This window comes from Haloterrigena sp. KLK7 (assembly GCF_037914945.1).
In the GTDB taxonomy this organism is placed as follows: domain Archaea; phylum Halobacteriota; class Halobacteria; order Halobacteriales; family Natrialbaceae; genus Haloterrigena; species Haloterrigena salinisoli.
On record NZ_CP149787.1, the window covers coordinates 337,644 to 361,565 of the forward strand.

The 23,922-nt window shown below is 64.4% G+C and carries 18 protein-coding genes and 1 pseudogene; 11 read left to right on the top strand and 8 right to left on the bottom strand.

Annotated elements, in window-relative coordinates; all coding sequences use genetic code 11:
* Positions 1-67 precede the first annotated feature (67 nt).
* On the bottom strand, positions 68-1,240 hold the full coding sequence (locus WD430_RS01665; protein WP_407067131.1) for a hypothetical protein: 1,173 nt from the start codon (positions 1,238-1,240) through the stop codon (positions 68-70).
* 994 nt (positions 1,241-2,234) lie between these two features.
* Between WD430_RS01665 and WD430_RS01670 the strand changes: the two genes are divergently transcribed.
* Both WD430_RS01670 and WD430_RS01675 read left to right on the top strand, forming a co-directional pair.
* Positions 2,235-2,585 (top strand): DUF5658 family protein, encoded by a 351-nt coding sequence (locus WD430_RS01670; RefSeq protein ID WP_339104302.1) that lies wholly within the window; start codon positions 2,235-2,237, stop codon positions 2,583-2,585.
* Positions 2,586-2,953: 368 nt separating this feature from the next.
* Positions 2,954-3,103 (top strand): hypothetical protein, encoded by a 150-nt coding sequence (locus WD430_RS01675; RefSeq protein ID WP_339104303.1) that lies wholly within the window; start codon positions 2,954-2,956, stop codon positions 3,101-3,103.
* Between the two features lies 1 nt (position 3,104).
* Here the strand turns inward: WD430_RS01675 and WD430_RS01680 are convergent, their stop codons facing one another.
* Positions 3,105-4,505: an NAD-dependent succinate-semialdehyde dehydrogenase gene (locus WD430_RS01680; RefSeq protein ID WP_339104304.1), complete on the bottom strand. Its 1,401-nt coding sequence runs from the start codon at positions 4,503-4,505 to the stop codon at positions 3,105-3,107.
* Between the two features lie 186 nt (positions 4,506-4,691).
* Here WD430_RS01680 and gdhB point away from each other — a divergent pair, with 186 nt between their 5' ends.
* From gdhB to WD430_RS01695, 3 genes are all read left to right on the top strand, one after another.
* Positions 4,692-5,966: a glutamate dehydrogenase GdhB gene (gene gdhB, locus WD430_RS01685; RefSeq protein WP_339104305.1), complete on the top strand. Its 1,275-nt coding sequence runs from the start codon at positions 4,692-4,694 to the stop codon at positions 5,964-5,966.
* A gap of 115 nt (positions 5,967-6,081) precedes the next feature.
* Positions 6,082-6,684, top strand: coding sequence for a hypothetical protein (locus WD430_RS01690; RefSeq protein WP_339104306.1), 603 nt, complete (start codon positions 6,082-6,084; stop codon positions 6,682-6,684).
* Between the two features lie 117 nt (positions 6,685-6,801).
* Positions 6,802-7,530, top strand: coding sequence for a cytochrome c biogenesis protein CcdA (locus WD430_RS01695; RefSeq protein WP_339104307.1), 729 nt, complete (start codon positions 6,802-6,804; stop codon positions 7,528-7,530).
* A 197-nt stretch (positions 7,531-7,727) separates the two neighbouring features.
* On the opposite strand, the gene WD430_RS01700 is transcribed toward WD430_RS01695, so the two are convergent.
* A complete protein-coding gene (locus WD430_RS01700) occupies positions 7,728-9,011 on the bottom strand; it encodes an orc1/cdc6 family replication initiation protein (RefSeq protein WP_339104308.1) in 1,284 nt (427 codons plus the stop codon).
* A 1,092-nt stretch (positions 9,012-10,103) separates the two neighbouring features.
* Between WD430_RS01700 and WD430_RS01705 the strand changes: the two genes are divergently transcribed.
* The 4 genes from WD430_RS01705 (at position 10,104) to WD430_RS01720 (ending at position 13,889) form a co-directional block, all read left to right on the top strand.
* Positions 10,104-10,970, top strand: a complete 867-nt coding sequence (locus WD430_RS01705) for a CoA ester lyase (RefSeq protein WP_339104309.1) — start codon at positions 10,104-10,106, stop codon at positions 10,968-10,970.
* A gap of 108 nt (positions 10,971-11,078) precedes the next feature.
* Positions 11,079-12,335, top strand: coding sequence for a Glu/Leu/Phe/Val dehydrogenase (locus WD430_RS01710; RefSeq protein WP_339104310.1), 1,257 nt, complete (start codon positions 11,079-11,081; stop codon positions 12,333-12,335).
* A 166-nt stretch (positions 12,336-12,501) separates the two neighbouring features.
* The gene (locus WD430_RS01715; protein ID WP_339104311.1) at positions 12,502-12,999 is read left to right on the top strand and encodes a DUF2062 domain-containing protein; all 498 of its coding nucleotides are present in this window, start codon (positions 12,502-12,504) and stop codon (positions 12,997-12,999) included.
* Between the two features lie 107 nt (positions 13,000-13,106).
* On the top strand, positions 13,107-13,889 hold the full coding sequence (locus tag WD430_RS01720; protein ID WP_339104312.1) for a DUF6517 family protein: 783 nt from the start codon (positions 13,107-13,109) through the stop codon (positions 13,887-13,889).
* A 42-nt stretch (positions 13,890-13,931) separates the two neighbouring features.
* On the opposite strand, the gene WD430_RS01725 is transcribed toward WD430_RS01720, so the two are convergent.
* From WD430_RS01725 to WD430_RS01735, 3 genes and pseudogenes are all read right to left on the bottom strand, one after another.
* Complete coding sequence (locus tag WD430_RS01725; RefSeq protein WP_339104313.1) at positions 13,932-15,074, bottom strand: acyl-CoA dehydrogenase family protein; 1,143 nt, start codon at positions 15,072-15,074, stop codon at positions 13,932-13,934.
* A 66-nt stretch (positions 15,075-15,140) separates the two neighbouring features.
* A pseudogene (locus WD430_RS01730) lies at positions 15,141-16,439 on the bottom strand (RNA-guided endonuclease InsQ/TnpB family protein).
* Positions 16,440-16,602: 163 nt separating this feature from the next.
* Complete coding sequence (locus tag WD430_RS01735) at positions 16,603-17,961, bottom strand: hypothetical protein (protein ID WP_339104314.1); 1,359 nt, start codon at positions 17,959-17,961, stop codon at positions 16,603-16,605.
* A gap of 185 nt (positions 17,962-18,146) precedes the next feature.
* On the opposite strand from WD430_RS01735, the gene WD430_RS01740 reads away from it, so the two are divergent.
* Both WD430_RS01740 and WD430_RS01745 read left to right on the top strand, forming a co-directional pair.
* Complete coding sequence (locus WD430_RS01740) at positions 18,147-18,956, top strand: RIO1 family regulatory kinase/ATPase (RefSeq protein WP_339104315.1); 810 nt, start codon at positions 18,147-18,149, stop codon at positions 18,954-18,956.
* 691 nt (positions 18,957-19,647) lie between these two features.
* A complete protein-coding gene (locus WD430_RS01745) occupies positions 19,648-20,727 on the top strand; it encodes a carboxypeptidase regulatory-like domain-containing protein (RefSeq protein WP_339104316.1) in 1,080 nt (359 codons plus the stop codon).
* A 976-nt stretch (positions 20,728-21,703) separates the two neighbouring features.
* Here the strand turns inward: WD430_RS01745 and glmS are convergent.
* A complete protein-coding gene (glmS, locus tag WD430_RS01750; RefSeq protein WP_339104317.1) occupies positions 21,704-23,509 on the bottom strand; it encodes a glutamine--fructose-6-phosphate transaminase (isomerizing) in 1,806 nt (601 codons plus the stop codon).
* Positions 23,509-23,652 carry a hypothetical protein gene (locus WD430_RS01755; RefSeq protein ID WP_339104318.1) on the bottom strand — a complete coding sequence of 48 codons (144 nt, stop codon included), beginning with the start codon at positions 23,650-23,652 and terminating at the stop codon, positions 23,509-23,511. Before WD430_RS01755 ends, glmS begins: the two co-directional genes overlap by 1 nt.
* Between the last annotated feature and the right edge of the window lie 270 nt (positions 23,653-23,922).

Below are 23,922 nucleotides of genomic sequence, written 5' to 3' on the forward strand. Positions count from 1 at the left end.
CGGTCGGTGATAGCGGACGCGGACGTCGCGTTCGTGTGGTCGTGAGCGATCATCGGTACAGCGTCGGTCAGAAGTAATAGCCGTGCTCCTCGGTCAGTTTGTAGGCGCCGACTCCCCAGACGTAGCTCTGGCCCGGCCACCAGGTCCGCGCGTTGTTGAACCCGGCGATGAGCACCTCGTCGTCGTCGCCCTCGGGGTCGGCGTGGAAGCTCACCGAACCGCTGTCGCCGTCGGTCAGGTCCATCTCGCCGCCCCAGCGGATCTGGCCGTAGCGACAGAAGTCGTCGGTGAAACAGGTGACCGCGTCGATCCCCTGAATCTTCCCGACCGTGTGGCCGGTCACCGCGCCGACCTTCTCGAGTTCCGCGTCGCGAGCGACGAGATCGGCGAGTCCGAGCCGCGTGAACTGGCCGCGGACGCGGGCCGTCGACGAGGTGTCGATCCTGTCCGACGGCTCGACGGTGCCGTTCGGCTCGACGGCGACGACGTCCTCGGCCGGGTGGGCGCGGTCGACGGTCCCGAGTTCGATCGAGTCGTCATTCTCGAGGGGCAGCGAGAGCGCGTCGGTGTATTCCTCCGCCCCGCCCTGGAAGGCGTGTTCGGCCGTCACGAACAGCTCTCGTTCGGTGTCGGGATCGTACAGCGTGGGGCCGAGCGTCGCGAGGCTATTGGCCGTTTCGCAGGCGACGCCGGTCGGCACCTCGTCGTTCACGACGGAGCCGGCGAGCCGCGGATCGAGGTCCTCGGGGCCCTGTTCGATGTCGTCGATATCGATGATCGTCTCGATATCGAGCGAGACGCCGTCGGCGAGGCCGTCGAGCGCCTCGCGGATCGACCCCGCGTCGCTCGAGATACCGACGGAGACGGACGCGGTGGCGCTGTCGTACGAGCCGGGAACGACCGCACTGCCGAGGTAGCCGGTAAACGCCGTCCGCGCCAGCAACTCGTTCAGTTCGAACGCCTTCTCGACGGCGGCGTACCACTCCGCCGGAACGTACTTCGTTCGCTTCTCGAGCGACCAGGGGTCGTCGGGATCGGGTCTGACGAGCGCGGTGACGATCGGAACCTCTCCGTCGTCGGCCGCGAGAAAGTCGTCGACGCCGAGCAGTCCGCCGACGCCGATCGCGTAGCCGCCGGTAATCAGGGTCCGGAGAAACTCGCGACGGTCCATGCCTGCCTCGATCCGATCTCGAATCGTCGCGAGACGGTGGCCGAGATGCTCGGTATATGTACGTTCCATGCCGCTACTAGGAGTTCAACTCGGATTCTCCCCGTGGCGTCAAAGCTAATGTTCACGTACACGGGAGGGACGGTCCGGATCGGATATAACGTCGAAATCGTCGAAAGCGATTCTGCCTGCATCTGCCGTTTGCCGTCGCGGACTCGCGTCACGCGCCGCTGATCGGATTTCGAGTCCGGTGCCGGTCGGCCACCTCGATCGCCGCCCGTCCGCTCGAGGTGTCAGCGGTCGCTACCGCCGAGCCGGCGGGCGATCGCGCGCACCGGCCCCGATATAATAGCTGGACGACTGAACGCGAGCGTTGGTGTCGATCGGCCGCCCAGCGTACGATGTCTCCGTGCTGGTGACCACGGAGGCGGTACGGCCAGGCGAATTCGGAGCGACGTCGGTCGCATTTTCCGCGACCGAACGTCGAATCCGTCCGCCGGCCGTACGACTCACTCCCGATCGGTTCGCGTCCCACGACACGCGATCCTCCTCATCCCTCGCGGCGAACTCCCAACGATCGGTGGCGGTCTGTCGACGCGAACCGTCTCCTCTCTTTCCCGTTGTGTCGCTCCCGACGTAGTCCAGTAGCCGCTGCGACCGTCGTGATCGACGCTCGGCGTCTCGCTCGAGCCTCGGTATCGTTCGATTACCCGCCGGAATACGGCTGCTACCGCCGGAACGCTTCCCCGTAGCCGAGGCACGCCTGTGAACTGTTAACGGTCATACTGGACCGATCAGCGTCTGCTACGTGAATCGTGCAGACTGTTGGCAGTTACCTCAACTACGGACACCGCCGCCGAGCGATCGCGCCGGTGCCGCGAGTCTCTCCGACTCGCTCCCCGGACCGTTCGACGACGTTCGTCACCGATTACCGGCGTGTTACGCAGAGAAAACGGTGTCTACGGCTTTCATAACAATACCCCGAGTCGTGGAATCGTCGCGTGCTCGTGACGCGCTCCCGACGGTCGACGGCCCCGACGACCGGTTCGACTCCGGCGGGGAGCCTATGAGTTCCGACGGCGCCTACCCCCGGTTCCAGCTCCCGCTCGAGGTCTCGCCGATCGCCCTCGAGCGCGCCCTGTGGGTCCTCGTCGGCCTCTCGCTGGTCGGGGACGTCCTGACGACGTTCGCCGGACTCCGTCTGGGACTGGTCGAGTCGAACCCGGTCGCTCGCAGCGTGATCGACGGCTACGGATTCGTCGGGATGTTCGCTCTCAAGGGGCTGGCGATCGGCATCGGACTGGTCTGTCGTCCGTTGCTACCCGCGGCCTATCGGTCGATCGTTCCCGCCGGACTCGCCGTCCCCTGGACGATCGCCGTCTGTATCAACCTCTACGTGATCTCGACGGTGCTGTAGCGACCGTCGCTCTCTCGACGGTACCGGGGTGACCGTCGTTCGAGGCCGTCAGAAGGGACTCGGCAACGGAGCTCAGTTCCGCGAATCGCCGTCCTGTGATGTCGGCTCGGTCGTCGATTCGAGCATCGGTTCGGCGTCACAGGGTGACGATAACGAGTCACCACTCTCGAGACGAAAGCGCCGCTCGAGGAGGGCCGGCCGAGTGCGGCGGAACCGACGCCGCTCGAGCCGTCGAACCGCCGGTACTCGTCTCGACCCGTCCGACGGCTGAGACATCGCGATCGTCTTACTCCCCCCATACCACGTACCTTGATAACGAATGACGTAGTATCGGAAACTGACCCCGTATTTGAGGGGAGAACCGGACGATGCCACTGCCACCGGAGCCGATGTTGCTGTACGTGACGGTCGCCTCGGCCAGCTACGCGCTGGTGTGGCGATGGTGGTGGCGGACGTTCGAGGACGACGGCGTCGAACTCAGCTACAACGAGGACCGGTTCCGAGACGCCGAGGACTGACCTACTCGACCATCTCCGTCTCCTCTCCCGCGTCGCCTTGCACCCAGATCGTCTTCCGGTTGACGAACTCCCGGATGCCGTCGCGAGCGAGTTCGCGGCCGTATCCGGAGTCCTTCACGCCGCCGAAGGGCAGCCGCGGGTCGGACTTGACGAGTTCGTTCACGAACGCGAGGCCCGACTCGAACTGCCGGGCGACGCGCTCGCCGCGCTCCAGATCCTCCGTCCAGACGCTGGCGCCGAGACCGAACCGGGTGTCGTTGGCCTTCTCGATCGCGGCCTCCTCGTCCGGCACGCGGAAGACCGTCGCCACTGGGCCGAACAGTTCCTCCTGATCCGCGGGCGCGTTTTCTGGGACGTCGGTGAGGACGGTCGGCGGGTAGAACGCGCCGTCGCGGTCCATCGGCTCGCCGCCGATTCGGCACTCGCCGCCCTGCTCTACGGTCTCCTCGACCTGTCCGTGAAGCTCCTCCATGAGGTCCTCGCGGGCCTGCGGGCCGATATCGGTGTCCTCGTTCATCGGATCGCCGACCGTCTGGGCGTCCATTTCCTCGGTGAAGCGCTCGACGAACTCGTCGTAGACGTCGTCGACGACGACGAACCGCTTGGCCGCGATACAGGACTGGCCGTTGTTGATGAGACGGGCCTGCACCGCCGTCTCGACGGTCTTGTCCATCGGCGCGTCCTCGAGGACGACGAAGGGGTCGCTCCCGCCGAGCTCGAGGACGTTCTTCTTGAGTTCGCTGCCGGCGGTCTCGGCGACCGCCCGGCCCGCGCCGTCGCTACCGGTGATGGTGACGCCCGCGATCCGGTCGTCCGAAATCACCTCGTCGATCTCGTCGGAGCTAATCAGGAGGGACGTGAAGGCGCCCTCGGGAGCGCCCGCCTCCCGGAAGACGTCCTCGATCGCCTCCGCGCAGCCCGGGACGTTCGAGGCGTGTTTCAGCAGACCGACGTTGCCCGCCGCGAGGTTAGGCGCGGCGAAGCGGAACACTTGCCAGAACGGGAAGTTCCACGGCATGATCGCCAGGATCGGACCCAGCGGCTCGTAGGAGACGAGCGTCCGTGCATCGGGCTCGCTCGCGACGACGTCGTCGTCGAGGTGCTCGGCGGCGTGTTCGGCGTAGTAGTCACAGACCCACGCGCACTTCTCGACCTCGTCGCGGGCCTGCCCGATCGGCTTGCCCATCTCCTCGGTCATCAGTTCGGCGTACTCCTCGCTCCGATCGCGGAGGACGTCGGCCGCCGCCGACAGGAGTTGCTGGCGGTGCTCGACCGAGGTCTCGCTCCACTCGTCGAAGGTCTCGGCCGCGCGCTCGAGGTGGGCCTCGCGATCGTCACTCGAAGTCTCGTCGAAGGTGCCGACGACCTCGCCCGTCGCCGGGTTGGTGCTTTCGATGGACACGCGGTTCCCGACCACGAGGAGTCGCTTCAAACGTGGCGTGGCGATGGAAGGGACGCGACCGACGCGCCAGCAGAGTACAGCGCGCGGTGCGGAGACGGGACTCGTACGCCGACGCAGACGAGTGCAGTGCCAAGGGTTTTGCCTGGGGTCCGGCAAGGACCAGATCACGGATCCCTCGATTCTACTATGACAGTCGCTGATTCACAGTCGGAGCCCGAATCGGAGAGCGCCGTCGAAACGGCCCGCCACCAGCTCGAGCGCGCGGCGGCCCACCTCGACGTCGACGAGGGAATCGTCAACCGCCTGCGCCACCCCACGAGCGTCCACCGCGTGACGATTCCCCTCGAGCGCGACGACGGCTCCCGCGAGATGTTCACGGGATATCGTGCCCACCACGACAGCGTGCGCGGGCCGTACAAGGGCGGGCTGCGCTACCATCCGGAGGTGTCCGAAGAGGAGTGCGTCGGCCTCTCGATGTGGATGACCTGGAAGTGCGCCGTGATGGACCTCCCCTTCGGCGGCGGTAAGGGGGGAATCATCGTCAATCCGAAGGAGCTCAGCGCCGACGAGAAGGAGCGCCTCACCCGGCGCTTCGCGGAGGAGCTGCGGCCGGTGATCGGACCGATGACGGACATCCCCGCGCCGGACATGGGAACGGATCCGCAGACGATGGCGTGGTTCATGGACGCCTACTCGATGCAACAGGGCGAGACCACTCCCGGCGTCGTCACCGGCAAGCCGCCCATCGTCGGGGGCAGCTACGGCCGCGAGGAGGCGCCGGGCCGCAGCGTCGGGATCATCACGCGCGAGGCGATGGCGTACTACGACTGGGACGTCGAGGAAACGACCGTCGCCGTGCAGGGATTCGGTAGCGTCGGCGCCAACGCGGCACGGTACCTCGAGGACCTCGGCGCCTCCGTCGTCGCCGTCTCGGACGTCGACGGCGCCATCTACGACCCCGACGGGCTCGACACGACCGATGTCGAGGACCACGACGAGAGCCCGGGCATGGTCTCGGGCTACGACGCGCCCGAGACGCTCACGAACGAGGAACTGCTCGAGTTGGACGTGGACGTGCTCGTCCCCGCCGCGATCGGCAACGTCCTGACCGGCGAGAACGCCCGCGACGTCGACGCGGACATGATCGTCGAAGGGGCCAACGGCCCGACGACCACCACGGCCGAGCGCATCTTCGAGGAACGCGAGATCCCCGTGATTCCGGACATCATCGCCAACGCCGGCGGCGTCACCGTCTCGTACTTCGAGTGGCTCCAGGACATCAACCGGCGGGCGTGGACGCTCGAGCGGGTCAACGACGAACTCGAGAGCGAGATGCGTACGGCCTGGAACGACGTTCAGACGGAGTACGACGCCCGGGACGTGACCTGGCGGGACGCGACGTATATCGTGGCCCTCGAGCGGATCGCATGCGCCCACGAGACCCGTGGACTCTGGCCGTAGCGAGACGGTGCGTCGCGCGAGGGCGACGAGGACGTTCCGTCGCAGGCTGGTGACGACAGATGTCGAGACGCGTACCAGAATTGTTGTTAGTCCGCGGCGCTAGAGTTACCATCGAATGACGACTGGACGCGATACGGTCGCTCGACGGAACATCCTCCGATTGGTCGGCGCGGGATCGGTCGCCGCGCTCGCGGGATGTACGAGTACCGACGGCGACGAGTCAGACGAAGAGCCCGCGCCGGAGCCCGAAGCGGTCGACGTCAGCGAGGAGGCGACCTGGCGAACGACGGCGCTGACCGACGTGACGACCGGCGAGGAGTATCGCATCGAGGAGTTCGACCGTCCCGTTATCGTACACACGTTCGCGACGGGCTGTGCCGTCTGTCAGTCCCAGCACAGCGACTTCGGTGATTTCTATCCGAACGCTGACATCGAAATCGTCGACCTCACTATCGATCCGAACGACGAACCGGAAGATCTCCGGAACTACGCGGACGAAGAGGGCTACGACTGGCGATTCGGAACCGCGACTGACGAGGTCACCAGCGCTCTCGCCTCGGACTTCGGACAGGAAGTCTACAGCAGCGCGTCCTCGCCGGTCATCCTCGACTGTGGGGACGGCAGCGAGGTGTACACGCTCGAGAAGAGAGTCGACGCCAACCATCTCGAGTCGATCCTCGCGGACGTCTGCGGATCGGCCGACTCGAGCGCAGATTAGACGGATGAGTGGCGTACCTCGAGCGTTCCAGTGCAGTCGGTCGGCGCCGCGCAACGAGTGCCGTAACGGATCGCGACGACCGGCGACTGCACCATCGACGTCGACCGCGAGGACGCGATGACGTCGACGACCGCCGCCCTGCTCGAGTTCTTCCTGCTCGGTCTCGCGACGCCGCTCACCGCGACGTGTGTCGTGCCGCTCTACCCGGCCTTCATCGCCTATCTGGCGTCGGCCGGCGAGGGGGACCGCGAGACGCCCGTCGCGGTGCTCGGCGGCCTCGTCGTCGCGGGCGTACTCGCGTTCGTGACGCTCGTCGGCCTCCTGTGGACCGTCGTCTTCGAAGCCGGAATCTCGAGCGCCGTCGATCTGGTTTCGCCCGTCGCCTTCGCCGTCCTCGCCGTCGTCGGCGCGGTACTGGTCGTCTCGCCGAGCGGATTCGCCCGAGTACCGACGATCGAACCGCCGCACACGCGGTATCCGACGCTGTCGGCGTTCGGCTACGGTTTCTTCTTCGGGGCGACCGTGCTCCCCTGTAATCCGGGGCTGATCGCGCTGTTTTTCGGCCGTTCGACGGTCGCCTTCCCGGCGTTCGACTCGCGACTCGAGGTCATGCTCGGCTTCCTCGCGTTCGGGCTGGGGATCGGGGCCCCACTGCTGGCGTTCGCCCTCGTCTCTCAGCCGGTCGGCCGACGCGTCACGCGGACGCTGGCCCGCTACAGTCGGCCGATCAATCGGCTCGTCGGCGTCGTGTTGCTCGTCGTCTCGCTGTACTACCTGCTGTTCGTCTTCAGCGTCGTTCCCGGAACCGAGGGACTGGAGCCCCCGTTCGATCTCTATCTGGGATGATCGCGGCGCTCGCTATCGCTCGCCGTCCGTTCGGAGCGAACGCTGGGACCCCCACCCCTCGTTCAGAGTGAAAGGCGTCCGGAGCGGGGGAGGGTGGATCGAGGCTCGAGTCGGACGTGGTCGCCAGTTGAACGACGAGCGGCCAGTGTCGCAACCGTCGTCGATCGACCGATGGGAAAGTGGCGTCGCGACCGCGGTCAGTCGAACGAGGAGAGGTCGGTATCGCGACCGCCGGTCGCCGGTCCGGTCTCGGTGAGCCGGCCGTAGGTCGGCAGCTCCTCGAGCGAGGCGTCGCGGCGGACGGCCTTGACGATGTGCTTCGGATCGGTGACCAGTCGGTGGAGGAGGTAACTCCCCTGCGAGCGGCCGCCGCCGGTCTTCTCGGACTCGATGACGCCGAGGAACGCCTGTTCCTTGAGCTGTCGGTAGAGGCCGTTCTCGGTGATCGGATCGGTCGCGACCAGATCGCAGATGCCGACGTAGCGCTGGTAGATCTCCCGCGTCTTGTACGTCTCTCGCTCCCCGGTGATGATGTGACTCGCCAGGGCGTAGAGCGCGAGTTTCGCATGGACGGTCGCGCCGCTGGTGAGTTCCTCGATCCGGTTGATCTCCGCGACCTCTTGGGCCTGCTTGATGTGGTTCTCCGAGACGGTCTCGCTCCCGGTGCGACGGGCGAGTTCGCCCGCCTCTTTCAGGATCTCGATGGCCTTCCGAGCGTCGCCGTGTTTCTTCGCGGCCAGCGCGGCGCAGAGTTCGATCGTGCCGTCCGCGAGGACGTCGGGTTGGAAGGCGTCCTCGCGGTTGCGCATGATCTCCCGGAGCTGCGAGGCGTCGTAGGGATGGAAGAACAGTTCGCGGTGGCCGAAGCTACTGTCGATTCGCTCGTCGAGCGTCTCCCGGTACTTGACCTTGTTACTGATCCCGATGACGCCGATGTAGGCGTCGGTCTTCCGGGCCTCGCGAGCGCGGGAGAGCTGCATCAGAATGTTGCTGTTGTCCAGTTTGTCGATCTCGTCCAGGATGACGACGACCGCGTCGAAACAGTCCTCGAGGATCGCCCAGATGTGCTGGTAGTACTCCATCGTCCCGACGCCCCGAACCGGGATGTTCTCCCGGTAGTCGGTCCCGTCTTTGAGACTGAGCGCCAACTGGCGCGTCGTCCGGGTCTCCGTGTTCGCTTCCGAGCAGTCGACGTAGAGCACGCCGCAGTCGATCCCGTTGTCTCGAGCGGCGTTCCGAGCGCGCGTCGCGACGTGACGAGAGATGAGACTCTTCCCGGTTCCGGTCTTCCCGTAGATCATCACGTTGTTCGGCGGATCGCCGCGCGTGATCGCGCCGATCTCGGCGGCGACGGATTCGATCTCGTCGTCCCGCCCGACGATCCGATCCTCGTCGGGGACGTGTCCGACGTGGAGGAGTTCCTTCCGATCGAAGATCGGATCCTGTGATTGAAAAAGCGGGTCCCCTGCCTGATCAGCCATGTCTCCGTGCTCGGAGAGCGACCTAATAAATCTGTGGAAGGTAGTTCAGACTGATAGACCGACTCGAGACGTTCTCAAAACCATCGTATCGGTCGGAACGACTCGAGAAAATCTCAGTCCCGAATCAGACTGAAGGCCGGACGAAGGCCGACGGACCGTCGCTTCGATCGAGGGACCCGGACCCCTCATTCAGAGTGAAACGGTACACTGATGGGACGGGAGTGGCTCGGTGTCGGAATGGATCACGCAACGCCAATCGATCGACCAGCCCGATGTCGCTCGATGTCCTTCGCAGTAAAGCGTCCGTTCTGGCGATTTCGTCCAATAACTATCGAGCTATTTCGAGTTCTTCCGTCTACGTGTCTTCTTACCTTCAGACCTTCACTTCTACTCTACTAGTCTAGAAATAGGCTAGATATAGTAGTATTATATTTTATGGTAGGAGAACCAATCTCCTATGAAGAAATAAATATATGGCACAAATATCCTTTCGCGCCAGAAGGCGCAATCTCGTTTCCCACCCGCCCCGCTATCAGCAGCGAGTGCAAGGTCCCCCGTCTCGAGCCCCCGTTTCACTCTGAACGAGGGGAGTCCCTCCCAACCAACTCCATCTCGGCTCCATCCCGCTCTCGAATCTCATCGATCCGGCATCATCCCGGAGAGTCATCTTCTCAGAGAATCGTTTACCCGGAAGGTCACCGTCTCTTCCGCTCCGTTCGATCGCAGATTCGCCGCTTCTCTCGGAACCGAATCGGGAGGCCCCCCTCGTTCAGAGTGAAAGTCATCTCACTGTCAGATCCGGAGCGGACACCGTCGACCTCGTTTCACTCTGAACGACGGGCCCGTCCCCGCCCGAACCGGTCCGCCACCGATCGCCCGGCGATCCGACGCTACTTTCACTCTGAACCAGGGGTGTCCGTGGCTACCGCGCAGTGAGTCGGACGGCAGCCGATCAGCTACGGACAGTGTTCATCTCGATAGCTACGGTCGGCACTCGTCTCAGTGACCACGGAGTCTCGGTAACCACGAACGTCGTTCGACACGTGCGACTGCCACACCCATTCCTATGGGCGTGGCTCGAGGACACACCGTATGGTCCGCAGAAGCGTTCTGTTCACTCCCGGCGACCGTCCCGAGATGCTTCGCAAGGCACCCACAGCGGGAGCGGACGTGATCGTGTTCGACCTCGAGGACGCCGTCGCGCCACAGCGGAAGGACGAAGCCCGCGAGACGGTCCGCGGGGTGCTCACCGACCCCGAGTTCGATCCCGACTGCGAGGTCTGCGTTCGCGTCAACGCCGCCGACTCGGCGCTGTCGGCCGACCTCGAGACCGTTCTCGAGCCGACGGAATCGGGCGACCGCGGACTCGATAGCGTAATGGCTCCCAAAGTCGCCTCGGCGGCGGACGTCCGCGACCTCGAGGACGAAATCGCGAAGTACGACGCCACGCTCCCCGTCTTCGCACTGATCGAGAGCGCGGCCGGCGTCCTCGCCGCGCCGGAGATCGCCGCCGCGCGGGCGACCGACGCGCTCGTCTTCGGCGCCGAGGACCTCTCGGCGGACATCGGCGCGACCCGGAGCGAGGAGGGGACGGAAGTGCTCTACGCGCGCGAACGCGTCGTGATCGCCGCCGCCGCGAACGACTGTACGGCGATCGACACGCTCGTCACCGACTTCGAGGCCGATCAGCGGCTCCGCGACGACGCCGCGTTCGCGGTTCAGCTCGGATACGACGGCAAGTTGGCGATCCACCCGGCTCAGGTCGATCCGATCAACGAGGCCTTCACTCCAAGTGAGGCGGATCGGGAGTGGGCCGAACGCGTCCTCGAAGCCAAACGCGAGGCCGACGCCGAGGGGCGAGGGGTCTTCGAGGTCGACGGCGAGATGATCGACGCACCGCTGATCGCCCAGGCCGAACGGATCGTGGAGCGAGCGTCTGCCGCTACCGATAGTATCTGAACATTCGTCCAGAATACAAGGATATCTTACTGACCTGAATGGACGGGGGATTATGAGGTGTGGTAGATATTCGCTACGCTTATCCTCCCGTCGCCAAAACCAGCGAGTATGGCCGAAGAAGCGAACCCATTCGAAAGCCTTCAATCGCAGATCGACGACGCCGCCGCGTACCTCGACGTCGACGACGACGTCATCGAGCGGCTCAAGCACCCCGAGCGCGTGCTCGAGACGAACCTCACCGTGGAGATGGACGACGGTTCGCTCGAGCGGTTCACGGCCTTCCGCTCGCAGTTCAACGGCGACCGTGGCCCCTACAAGGGCGGCATTCGCTACCATCCGCAGGTCTCCCGGGACGAAGTCAAGGCACTGTCGGGCTGGATGACCTACAAGACGGCGACCGTCGACATCCCGCTGGGCGGCGGGAAGGGCGGGATCATCATCGATCCGGCCGACTACTCCGAGAGCGAACTCGAGCGAGTCACCCGCGCGTTCGCGACGGAGCTCCGCCCGCTGATCGGCGAGGACCGGGACATCCCCGCGCCCGACGTGAACACGGGCCAGCGGGAGATGAACTGGATCAAGGACACCTACGAGACCCTGGAAAACACCACGGAGCCGGGCGTCATCACGGGCAAGAACATCTCCAGCGGCGGTAGCGAGGGCCGCGTCGAGGCGACGGGCCGCTCGACCGTCATCGCCGCCCGCGAGGCGTTCGACTACCTCGACAAGGATCTCGAGGGCGCGACCGTCGCCGTGCAGGGCTACGGGAACGCCGGCTGGATCGCCGCGAAACTGATCGACGAGATGGGCGCGACCGTCGTCGCCGCCAGCGACTCCTCGGGCGGCATCTACAACCCCGACGGCTTCGATCCGGTCGCGGCCAAGGACCACAAGAACGAGACCGGCAGCGTCGTCGGCTACGAGGAGAGCGAGGAGGAGATCACCAACGAGGACGTGCTCACCCTCGACGTCGACCTCCTGATTCCCGCGGCCCTCGAGAACGCCATCGACGCCGACCTCGCGGAGGACGTGAAGGCCGACGTCATCTCCGAGGCCGCGAACGGACCGCTGACGCCCGACGCCGACGAGGTCCTCGAGGACAAGGACGTCTTCGTGATCCCGGATATCCTGGCCAACGCCGGCGGCGTCACCGTCTCGTACTTCGAGTGGGTCCAGAACCGACAGCGATTCCACTGGACGGAAGAGCGCGTCAACGAGGAACTCGAGGCCCACATCGTCGACGCCTTCGACTCGCTGGTCGAGACGATCGAGGAACACGACCTCGAGAATCCGCGGACCGCGACGTACGTGGTCGCGATTCAGCGCGTCGCCGACTCCTTCGAGGAAGCCGGATCGTTCCCGTGAAACGCTTCGGAACCGACAGTTCGTAATCCGCCGACTCGCGGTTTCGACCGACGCCGCAGTCGGTTCCGTTGCACTCCTTCCGACCGGGAATTTATCGGACGTATGAGAATAGAACGCCGCTCTCGGTATCTTTTTGTTCGCCGCTGGTAACCGACGCACAGAGCGAATGGTTCGGGAACGGCTCGCCAGCTATCGTGATCGCATCCGCCGGAAACTCGTCGCCGCGTTCCGCGAGGAGCATACCCCGCATCAGATCGCCGCGAGCTTCGCGATCGGCGTCTTCGTGACGGCGCTCCCGACCGGCGGGCTGGGCGTCGGGCTGTTCTTCGTCCTCGTCGCGCTGCAGGCGTGGATCAGCAAACCCGCGATCTTCGCCTCCGTCGCCGTTCTCAACCCGATGGTGAAACCCGCGGTCTACCTCTCGAGCTTTCGGCTCGGCTCCCTGCTGCTGGGAGCCGACTCGGTGGGCTCTCGAGACGCGATGACGGGCGAGACGGCGTGGGTCGCGATCCGGCAACTCGTCCTCGGAAACGTCGTCGTCGCCGTCGGGCTCGCCGGCCTCGGCTACGTAGCTGTTTTATATTTGACACTCATTCATCGGCGCCGATCGGAGCGATTCGACGTGGCGTCCGATGCAGACGTCTTCGGTCTGTTTCGCCGCTGAAAATCGGTTGGTGAGTTCGGAACTGTGAGAGCCGAACACCTTGTCAATTCGACAGACTCTCAGAATTCCGATACACACATATGAACCGAACACCCATTGACTCGAAAATGAATCGGAGAACACTGCTCGGTGGGCTCGGCACTGCGGGGCTGGCGAGTCTCGCGGGCTGTCTCGGGCTGGTCGGAATGGACAATCACGAGTCGTCGCCGGCCGGCGTCGACTCGGCCGTTCGCGGGGAGACCGGCTACGAACAGACGGCCATCGACGACGTCGTCATCGAAACGGAGGTCGGGATCAGCGCTTACTCCGAGACGATCTCCGTCACGAACTACAAGACCGAACACGAGAAATCCGTGGAGATCCCGCCGATCGGGAGCCAGCGCGCTGCCATCTTCACCGTCTTCACTTCCCCGAAAGTCGGGATCGCGGGCCGGAACTTCAATCCCCTCGAGGATATGTCGACCACGGAACTGATCGAGAAGGTCGGTAACAGCTACGACAACATCGGCGACATCTCCCACGAGGCGGACGCCGAGATCACGATCCTCGAGGAGACGACGACGCGGTCGCGGTTCAGCGCCAACGCGACGTTCAACGGTCACGACCTCGAGGTCGACGTCCACGTCACCGAGGCCGTCGAAGCCGGCGACGACCTGCTCGTGACCATCGGCGTCTATCCGCAGCGGGCCCGCGGACAGGAGGAAGAGAACGTTCTGGCGCTCATGGAGGGAGTCGACCCGGACGCCGCCGACGACGGCGGAAACGAGAGCGACGGGAACGGCGACGCCAACGAATCCGACGGGGGCAACGGCGGTGGTTCCAACGAATCCGACGACGGGACGAACGAGAGCGACGACAGCGACGACGGTCCGCTCGGAACGCTCGAGTAGCCTCCGTACTTCACGGTCGTCACTCTCCTCTCACGAGACCGATCAGAGCCCGAGCTCTCGACCGATGACGAGGTGCTGGATCTCGCTGGTGCCTTCGCCGATCTCCATCAGTTTCGCGTCGCGGTAGAACCGCTGGGGCGCGAAGTCGGTGGTGTAGCCGTAGCCGCCCAGCACCTGCACGGCGTCCTCGGCGACCTCGCGGGCGGCCTCGCTGGCGTCGAGTTTCGCGAGGGCGGACTCGCGGGTCACGGGTTCGCCCTTGTCGTACGTCCGCGCGGCGCGATAGGTGAGCAATCGCGCCCGTTCGGTCTTCCGGTGCATGTCGACGACCTTGTCGCGGACGGCGTCGAACTCGCAGATCGGCTGGCCGAACTGCTCGCGCTCTTTGCTGTACTCCTTCGCGTGCTCGTAGGCGCCCTGCGCCAGCCCCGTCGAGAGTGCGGCGATGGAGATGCGACCGCCGTCCAAGGTCTTCTTCGTCTGTTCCCAGCCCTCGCCCTCCTCGCCGAGCAGGCGGTCTTCGGGGAGCCGAACGTTCTCGAGTCGAATCTCGCAGGTCGGCGAGGCGTTCAGCCCCATCTTGTCCCAGATCGTCGTCACCTCGAAGCCGTCGTCCTCGCGGGGGTCGACGATGAACGTCGAGATGCCGTCGTAGCCCGCGTCAGGGTCGGTGACGGCCTTGACGAGGATCGAGCCCGCCTCGCTGGCGTTCGTGATGAACTGCTTGGTGCCGTTTAGCACCCACTCATCGCCCTCTTTTTCGGCCGTGGTCTCCATGTCCGAGGCGTCGGAGCCGCTGTCCGGTTCGGTCAGCGCCCAGCCGCCCAGGTGCTCGCCCTCCGCCAGCGGCCGCAGCCAGCGTTCCTGCTGTGACCTCGTGCCGAAGCGCTCGATGGGCTTCGAGGCCAGCGACGTGTGGGCGACGTAGGAGAGCCCGATCGATCCCGAGACGCGACCGAGTTCCTCGGCGACCAGCGTATACATGAGCGTGTCGCCGCCGAGCCCGCCGTACTCCTCGTCGATGGGGACGCCCATCATGTCGAGATCCGCGAGCTGGTCGAAGATCTCCGCGGGGAACCGGTGTTCGTCCTCGATCTCCTGGGCGATCGGCTCGATCTCGGTCTCGCAGAAGTCCCTGACGGTCTCCCGGACCATTCGGTGTTCGTCGGGTAGCTCCGTGTCCATACGCAATTCTTGCCGGGGTGAAGATTGAATGTTACCCCGCGCAGGGTGGTGCGGGGAATCCTACTCTCACGAGAGCAGGCTTCCTGCTTCCACGACGTGACTTGCAGACACGCGCTGAAAATCAGCGGTGTCCGTAGCGTTGACGAGAGCGAAGCTCTCGTTCGCACACCAGAAACGCGAAGCGTTTCTGGGGACGGTTACAGTCTCTACAGGCGTATCTTCGGGCCATCCCAGCCCTAGTTCAGAAAACCCTCTTTGCAACACGTTCATCGCCGCGTTCGCGTCCCTGTCCGTCTCGAACCCGCACGACGGACACGAATGTTCACGTATCCAGATGGGTTTTTCCACTTCCACACCACACTGAGCGCACTCCTTCGTTGTTCCTCGTGCTTCAACCTGTACGACGTATGTGCCGTATAACTCGGCCTTGTATTCGAGGAGCGTGACGAACTGTCGCCATGCCGCGTCTTGCTTGTTCCGAGCATTCCCGTCTCCCTGAAGCATCCCGGCAACGTTGAGGTCTTCCACAAACACGGCATCGTACTCTTTGACGAGCCACGTCGTCAACTTGTGCTGGTAGTCCAGCACCTTTCGACGGATGTGCCGCTTGGCCGTAGCGACCTTCTTCCGTTGTTTCTCGTAGTTTCTGGACCCGTGTTCTTTCCGCGAGAGTTTCCGTTGCTCCCGGCGGAATCGCTCGTACTCGTCTTTGAGGTCAAGCCACTCGACGGTCTTTCCGTCGCTGGTGTGGATGTAGTTCTGGATACCGAGATCGATACCTACGCTGTTGCTCGCGTTGAGCGTGTCCAGCGCGGGTTTCTCTGGAATGTGTTCGTCGTCGGTTTCAAGATTGAACGTGACGAACCACTCGCTAGTTCGCTCTTTCTTGAACGTGGCTTCCTTGATGGAAGCGTTGTCGGGGACCGGGCGTGAGTAGCGGATTTTGAGCCACCCGACCTTGCTGAAGCGCACGTAGGCGAACTTGTCTTAGCCCCTCTTTTCATCGAGGTCGAAGCCTGACTGGTTGTACGTGACGCTCCGGTAGTCGGCGGGTGATTGCCTCTTGAGCCAACCGACGTTGTACCCCTTCTCTTTCTTCTTGCGAAGGTTCGAGAGGTTGCGGTGAAAGCGTGCAACAGTAGCTTGGGCCGCTTTCGAGTGTGTGTCCGCAAATAGCGGCCACTTCCGTTTCCAGTCGGGAAGGTTGTTGTTCTGGTCGTACTCACTCGGCTTGTCGTTCTCAGGACTGTTTCCGTAGTCCCAGCGGACGTGGTTGTAGAGTTGGCGATGAACGTCGAGTTGATGGTCCAGTCGCTCCGCTACCGCTTCTGTCGGGTAAGCACGGTAGCGGTGACTGTATTTCATCGCTGCCTATTGGTTAGATCTATGTCAACTTAATAGTTTAGATCACCGAGTGTCAGCTTCATCCCCGGCCACAGTGGGCCGGGTATTCGCCTCGCTATCCAGTATAAACGCACCGCCGGATCGAGGCGTGTGTGACGAGTGACTCCGGGACTCGAGCGCTGCGCTACCAGGTTCGATCGTCGTCGCTGGTATCGTTCGATCCGTTCGTCTCGTTCTCCGAGTCGGTCTCGTTGGACTCGGACGGCTCGTCCCACGGACCAGTGTTACTCGAGTCGTCCGTCTCGCTCCACGGATCACTCTCGTGGTCGGAGTTCGACGCCTCGCTCCACGGGTCGTGATCGGTGCCGGAACCGGAGTCAGCACCGTCAGAATCGTCCCACAAGTCAGTGCCGTCAGCGTCGGTCCAGGGATCCGTTTCTCCAAACGGATCGCTGTCGTCGCTCGCTCGCTCGTCGCTCGAGGGGCGATCGGCTCGCCGCGACGGACCGCGGTCGACGCCGGCCCAGTCGTCGTTCCGGCCGACTGTGGCTGCGCCACCGTCCCCTCGAATCGCCGCTCGCTGGTCGGGGATGAGATCGAGGTCGTCGTCCGTATCGCCGAGCAACAGGAGCGCGTAGTACTGGAAGACGGTCGTGATCGGCGCCCAGACGACACCCATGAACAGCAGGACGGCCGCGAGCGAGAGCGGGCCGACGACGACGAACAGCAGGATCCCGACCGGGCCGAGAAGGGTCAGAACGAACGACACGATCACGATGGGAATCAGGAGTAGAAAGAGGCCGATGCCGACGACGATCCAGGCGCCGATCAGCACCGCGAAATAGAGGATCCAGGCCAGCAACAGGTAGACCGCGTACTCCGTCCAGTTCTCGGCCAGTACCTCCCGAAACCGGCCCCAGGCACCGAGCACGCCCCGATCCTCGAGGAGCATGATCGGCGCGACGAACTCGTCGGTGAACCGGCGGACGATCGAGTAGCCGAGGTACAGCGCGAAGCCGTAGATCGAATAGAGTCCGAGTAGCCCCGGTGAGAGCTCGGCGAGACTGCCGCCGCCGGCCGTGACGAAGGAGGCGGGTGCCGCCCCGAGCCCGCTGGCGACGAGCAGGAGACCGAGGCGAAAGCAGAACAGCCGGACTCCCTTCCCGACGTTCGCGGTGAAATATCGCCGCACGCGGACCTCGTTCGACCGCAGGGACTCGAGGAAGACGAACTCCATGACGCCGGCGACGAAGGCGTAGCACAACCACACTAACAGCACGAGCCCGACGAGGGCCACTCCGACGGCGACGAGTTCGTCGGTCGGAACCGCTCCGTCGACGTTCTCGATCTGCCAGCCGCCGGCCGTCGGATCGTCGGTGACGGTCAGGAAGTCGCTCCCCGGAACCGACGTACTGAACCCGAATCCGAGCGAGCTCACGAAGACGACGACGAACGCGAGCTTGACCCAGGCGCTCAGGCGTATCGGCGTCAAGAAGTTCCGACTGGCCTCGATCGCGTCTCCGAGGTCGTCGATCGCGTCCATACCTATCGTCTCGTTCCGTCGCATTGCTGATAACAATACTGTTCCCAAGTCCGAGCGAGCGGTATCGGATCGCGTCGGCGGACGTTCGACCCGGTAGCCGACGGTCCGGCGGTCATTCGCCCCCGATACGTCGCTCCGGAAACAGTTCGGGACGCATTTAACCTCGAAGCCCCCACATGCGAGGTATGGACATCCGCCGGCTCGCCCGAGGGACCGTCGAGTGGGATCGCCTCGAGCGCGTGATCCGGACGCTGGCGGATCGCTACGACCGCGAGGCGGTCCGCGTGGAGTTTCTCGAGGCCGACAACTGGCTGTCGACCCCCTGTGTCATCGACGACGAGTGGTTCGTCAAGATCGTTTCCCGACAGAACGCGCTGGTCCACGCGCTGTTGACCGCCGGGCGCAACGTCGGCGCGGTGTCGGCGGGCACCGGCGGCTTCTTCGGCCGGTTCGATACGCCCCGCGCGATGGTCGAACACGAGTACGAGGCGACCGAGCGCATGCGCGAGATCGGAATCAACGCGCCCCAGCCGATCGACGCTTTCGAAGTCAACGGGCTCGGCGTGCTCGTCCTCGAGTACCTGCCCGAGTTCCGTTCGCTCGACGATACGCCCGACTGGCTCGTCGCCGAACGGGCACCGGAACTGTTCGAGATGCTGGCCACGCTGCGCGATCACGGCATGGCTCACGGCGACCTGCGCGCCGAGAACATCCTGCTGTGTGACGGCGAGTTCTACTTCATCGACGCCACCAACGTCCACGAGGATCGCGTCACCGAGACCACCGCCTACGATCTGGCCTGCGCGCTGGCCGTCCTCGAGCCCCGGATCGGGGCCCACGACGCCGTCAGTGCGGCCGCGACGGTCTACGATTCCGAGGAGTTGCTCGCGGCGCGGCGGTTTCTGGACTTCGTTCGCCTCCGTCCCGACCACGAGTTCGACGCCACGCGGGTGCGCCTCGAACTCGAGCAGGCGGCAGAGCTGCGCCAGCAGTAGGCACGAGTCGCGCCTCGTCGGTCCGTGAGAACCATCGACCAGTGGGACCGTTGCCGATTCGCCAACCGCAATGGAACGCCCGCACTTCGGGAACGATCCGTGTGGTTGACGCGGGTGAAACGGGTTATCGACCGCATTGGAAAAGGCGATGCCCACCTGTTCTCGAACGTGTTGACGAGCGGTGTCTCGAGACAGCGGTGGGGACGACGCTCCGGTCGACGGGCCGGGCGGTCCACGAAGACTGTCCGAGTACCACGACTCGAGGTCCCGTTCGTCCGGTTTCGACGTGGTTGTCCCCTGAATCGGGCAGCGAAACGGCGAGCGGTGATTCGAGAACGGGGGATCCGACCGGGTTCTCTCCTGCCGCGGCGGTCGGAAACAGTCGCCATAATTGTAGCCAGCGAAATAGTTTATGAGACTGATAGCGGCGCTTAACAGAGCCATAGTGAACCGTCGGTAGCCGAAATGAACGGGTAATGCACCCTGCTGGTCCCGCCTCCGGTCCCCGACCGCTGTGGTCGGGTTCGACCCGGACGCCGGAGTGGTATTCGGCGGATCGAGCCGTAGAGACAGCCTCGGCGATCGATCGGGCGAGACCACTCGGTCCGTCGGTCGACGATCGGTCGCCGTCGTCGGCGCCGAGAACAGGGACGACGAGGAACGCGTAACGAGACCACCGTCAGTAATTACTATGAGACAAAATCAGAGCGCGGAGGGTCGAACGGTTCAGCAAAACGTCCAGATCCTGCTCACCGTCTGTGGTATCGTGTTCCTGGCACTCGGGCTGATACTCGCCGTGAGCGGAACGTCCGTCAGCAGCGCGATCGGATCGGTCACCGACGAGTTGGGCAATTCCGACGCACCCGACGACGGGGGTCCCGCTTCGAGCGACGATTCCGACGCGTCCGGCGACGGGAACGACACGGCAGCCGACGACCCAGCCGGTACGAATGAGACAAACGGCACCGACGAGGCCGGTTCCGACGGAGGCGACTCCACCGGAAGCGATAGCGACGACACCGGCGACGGCGATTCGGATGGCGCGGATAATAGCAACGACGGCTCCGACACAGACGATGACAGCGGATCCGACACGGGCGACGGAAGCGAGACGCATACGCTGACGACGACCGTCGAGGGCGATAACGGCGAGCGAATCGATAACGCAACCGTCACCGTCGCTCCCGAAGGCGGCTCGAACGAGAATCGGAACGTCAACAATCGTGGCGAAGCGACGTTCGATCTCGAGGACGGGTCGTACACAGTCACCGCCGAGGCAGACGGGTATCAGTCGGCCACGACGGACGTCGAAATCGACGGCGACGACAGGTCGGTCACGCTGGTTCTCGAGAGTCAATCCACCAACGACGGCTCCGGCGGAGACGACGGCTCCGGCGGAGACGACGGCTCCGGTGGAGACGATGGCTCTGGCGGAGATGACGGCTTCGGCGGAGACGACGGTTCTGGCGCAAACAACGGTGGCAACCAGACCGACACAAACGAGAGCAACGGGACGCACACGCTGACCGTGACCGTCGTGGACGACGACGGTGAGGCGATCAATAACGCGACCGTCACGAGCACGGAGTCCGACACCTTCTTCGGCTCGAGCGAGAGCCGGAACGTCAACAATCGCGGCCAAGCGACGTTCGACCTCGAGGACGGGTCGTACACGGTCACCGCCGAGGCAGACGGGTACGAGGAGGCCACGACGGACGTCGAGATCGACGGCAGCGACGAGTCGGTCACGCTGGTTCTCGAAGAGGACTAGCAGCGATTCATCGTATTTCTGGTCCTCACACCGCGTCACAGACGCGTTCGTTTGCCGGACGCCACTGACAGTCGATAGTAGCGCGGTTTCTTTTTCAGAACGTCTCGTGAAAATCACGGCACGGACAGAGCGCGTATCCTCCGTAGAGAGAATCCCCATAAGAAGTCGTTCCGTTATAACACCCTGAAATCACCAAAGAATATGGCTGCGTTCCATCGCATTGTTACGCATGGCCATCCCTAGCGGAGGTAGGGACGACTATTTCTTCCGACGAGTCGACGAGGGGTTCGGATAGCTCGTGGACCATCGTCGCACTGATTCTCTTATTCCTCGCGTTTATCGCGATTCTCTACATCCGCTGACTCGTGAACTGACCCTGTCCTACCCGCTCACAGTGGCCGTTCGTCGAGGACGGGGCGTAGCGCCCTCTCTTTCAGCTACCGATGCCAGATGCACACACGTACTTACCGGATCAGGCGATCCAGTTTCGGTTTCTACGTTGAATCACGAAATCGGATCGCTAACTACCGGTAATCGAAGCGAGCGGATACGCAATAGTCCGTTCTCGAGAGGGCGCTCGGTCAGTAGCGACGGATCTGTGCGAGCTGGTTTCTGCGTGCGATCGACTCTCGACGCTCGATTTCCGGCGCCCGCTCGAGAGTACCTCCCCTGTCTCCGCCGTCGCGAACCCGTGTCTCTGTCGTCGACGACGACCGGTGGTCGTACGCCCGGGCTCGATCTCAGTCGATCGCCGAACGATCGCACCGGTCCACGCGGACCGACACGGGACGAACTCGAGGGCGTGCCCGACCAGAAAGTGGTCTCTCGACCCCGAATCGGAATCACTGAAACGGCGACTGAGAACGGACCGAACGACACCCAGCGTACCGACGCGCGAACGGAGGCCACACTATCGAATCGACGATTCAGCGGGTCGATAGAGCTTCGAAAAGACGTCAGTCAGCGAGCGAACCGTTCATTCGACCGTCACGCTCTTCGCGAGGTTGCGCGGCTTGTCGATCGGCCGATCGAGCAAGGCGGCGGCGTGGTAGGAGACCAGTTGCAACTGGACGTTCGCGAGCAGCCCCGCCCAGACGGGATGCGTCTCGGGGATCGACAGCTGCCTGTCGGCGGCGGCGGCGAGCGGGTGGTCGTCCGGCGCCACTGCGACGATCGGAGCGCCGCGCGTTCGGGCCTCGATCGCGTTCGTCTTCGTCTTCTCGTCGTCGCCGGTGGCGACCGCGAACACCGGCGTCTCCTGGGTCACGAGCGCGAGCGGGCCGTGTTTCAGTTCGCCGGCGGCGAACCCTTCCGCGTGCTCGTAGGTAATCTCCTTGAACTTCAGCGCGCCCTCGAGGGCTACCGAGTGGCCCAGGCCGTTGCCGATGAAGAAGTAGGAGTCGCTGTCGATGTACTCCCGGGCGAGGGCCTCGGCGTCGGTGGTCTCGAGGACGGTCTCGACGTGTCGGGGGAGGTCCTCGAGCGACTCGAGCATCGCCTCGCAGTCCTCGATCGGCGTCGCGGTCGGCACGTCGGCGGCGATGCGCTGGGTGAGCAGCGCGAGCGTCACCGCCTGCGAGGAGAACGTCTTCGTCGCGGCGACGCCCACCTCCGGACCGGCCCGGATGTAGATTGCGTCGTCCGCCTCGCGGGCGGCCGTCGAGCCGACGACGTTGGTGACGGCCAGCGACCGGGCGCCGCGATCGGTCGCTTCCCGGACCGCGTCGAGCGTGTCTGCGGTCTCGCCGCTCTGAGTGACCGCGACGACGAGGGTGTTCTCGTCGACCGGCCCGGCCGTTCGCGAGTACTCGCTCGCGCGGATCACGTCGGCCCGTACGCCGGCCGAACGCAACAGCTGATTCCCGTACATCGCCGCGTGATAGGACGTCCCGCAGGCGACGAACTGGACGGTTTCGACGTCGGCGAACGTCCCCGCCGGCAGTCCCTCGAGCGCGACGTCGCCGTCCTCGACGCGGCCCTCGATCGTGTTCGAGAGCGCCGTCGGCTGCGTGTCGATCTCCTTGGCCATGTAGTGGTCGTACTCACCTTTCCCCGCGTCCTCCGGATCCCAGTCGACGGTGTCGACCGACCGCTCGATCGGGTTCCCCGCGATATCGGTGATCCGGTAGGAGTCGGGTTCGAGGACGACCAGGTCGCCGTCCTCGAGGTAAATTACCTCGTCGGTGTGCTCGAGGAAGGCCGGGACGTCGCTGGCGAGGAACCACTCCTCGTCGTCGAGTCCGAGGACGAGCGGCGACCCCTTCCGGGCCGCGTAGACCCGTTCCTCGCCGTCGACGATCGCGGCGATCGCGTAGCTGCCTTCGAGCGTTTCGACGGCCTCGCGGACTGCCTGTTCGGTGTCGCCGGCTTCGTCCCGATACTCGTCGATGAGATGGGGGATGACCTCCGTGTCGGTGTCGCTGTCGAACTCGTGGCCTCGCTCCTGGAGCTCCGCGCGGAGCTCGTCGTAATTGTCGATGACGCCGTTGTGGACGACGGCGACGTCGCCGGCTGTGTCCGTGTGTGGGTGGGCGTTCTCGTCGGTCGGCGGGCCGTGGGTACTCCAGCGCGTGTGGCCGATTCCCATGTTTCCGTGGAGTCCGCGCTCGAGCGACGCCTTGAGCTCGTCGACCTCGCCCGAACACTTGCGGACCTTGACGCCGGAGCCGTTCTGGACGGCGATTCCCGCCGAATCGTAGCCGCGGTACTCGAGATTCTCGAGCCCCGACAGCAGGGTCTCGGTCGCGTCGCCGTGGCCGATGCGGGCGATGATCCCACACATCAGCCGCTCACCTCCGCTCGAGCGGGAGTCGAACCCCACGCCTCGCGGCCGGCCGCCCGTCGAAGCGCGAACCGGGACGTCGTTCGGACGGTCGTCGCGACGCAATTCGAGCCAGTAGTCTGGAGGATCGGAGTGCGTGTCATTGTTTGCGATCACCCGATCCGTCCGTGCCGGCGGCGGACCGGGTCACTGTTCGCTCCAACGTCAGTACGGGCCATTACTATACCACGAATAAGATACCGGTTATCGGTTGTATATGGCTGAATTCCGTTTCGGTCGCTGAAATCGTTTCCGCGTTCGGGTCAAAATAGCGCTAAACACTCGGCATTCGTTCGGTTCTCGAGTTCGGGTCGCCGAGGTGTGGGTATCGGACCGCGGACCGATCGGCACGGTCGGCACAACCGTGCCGAGGA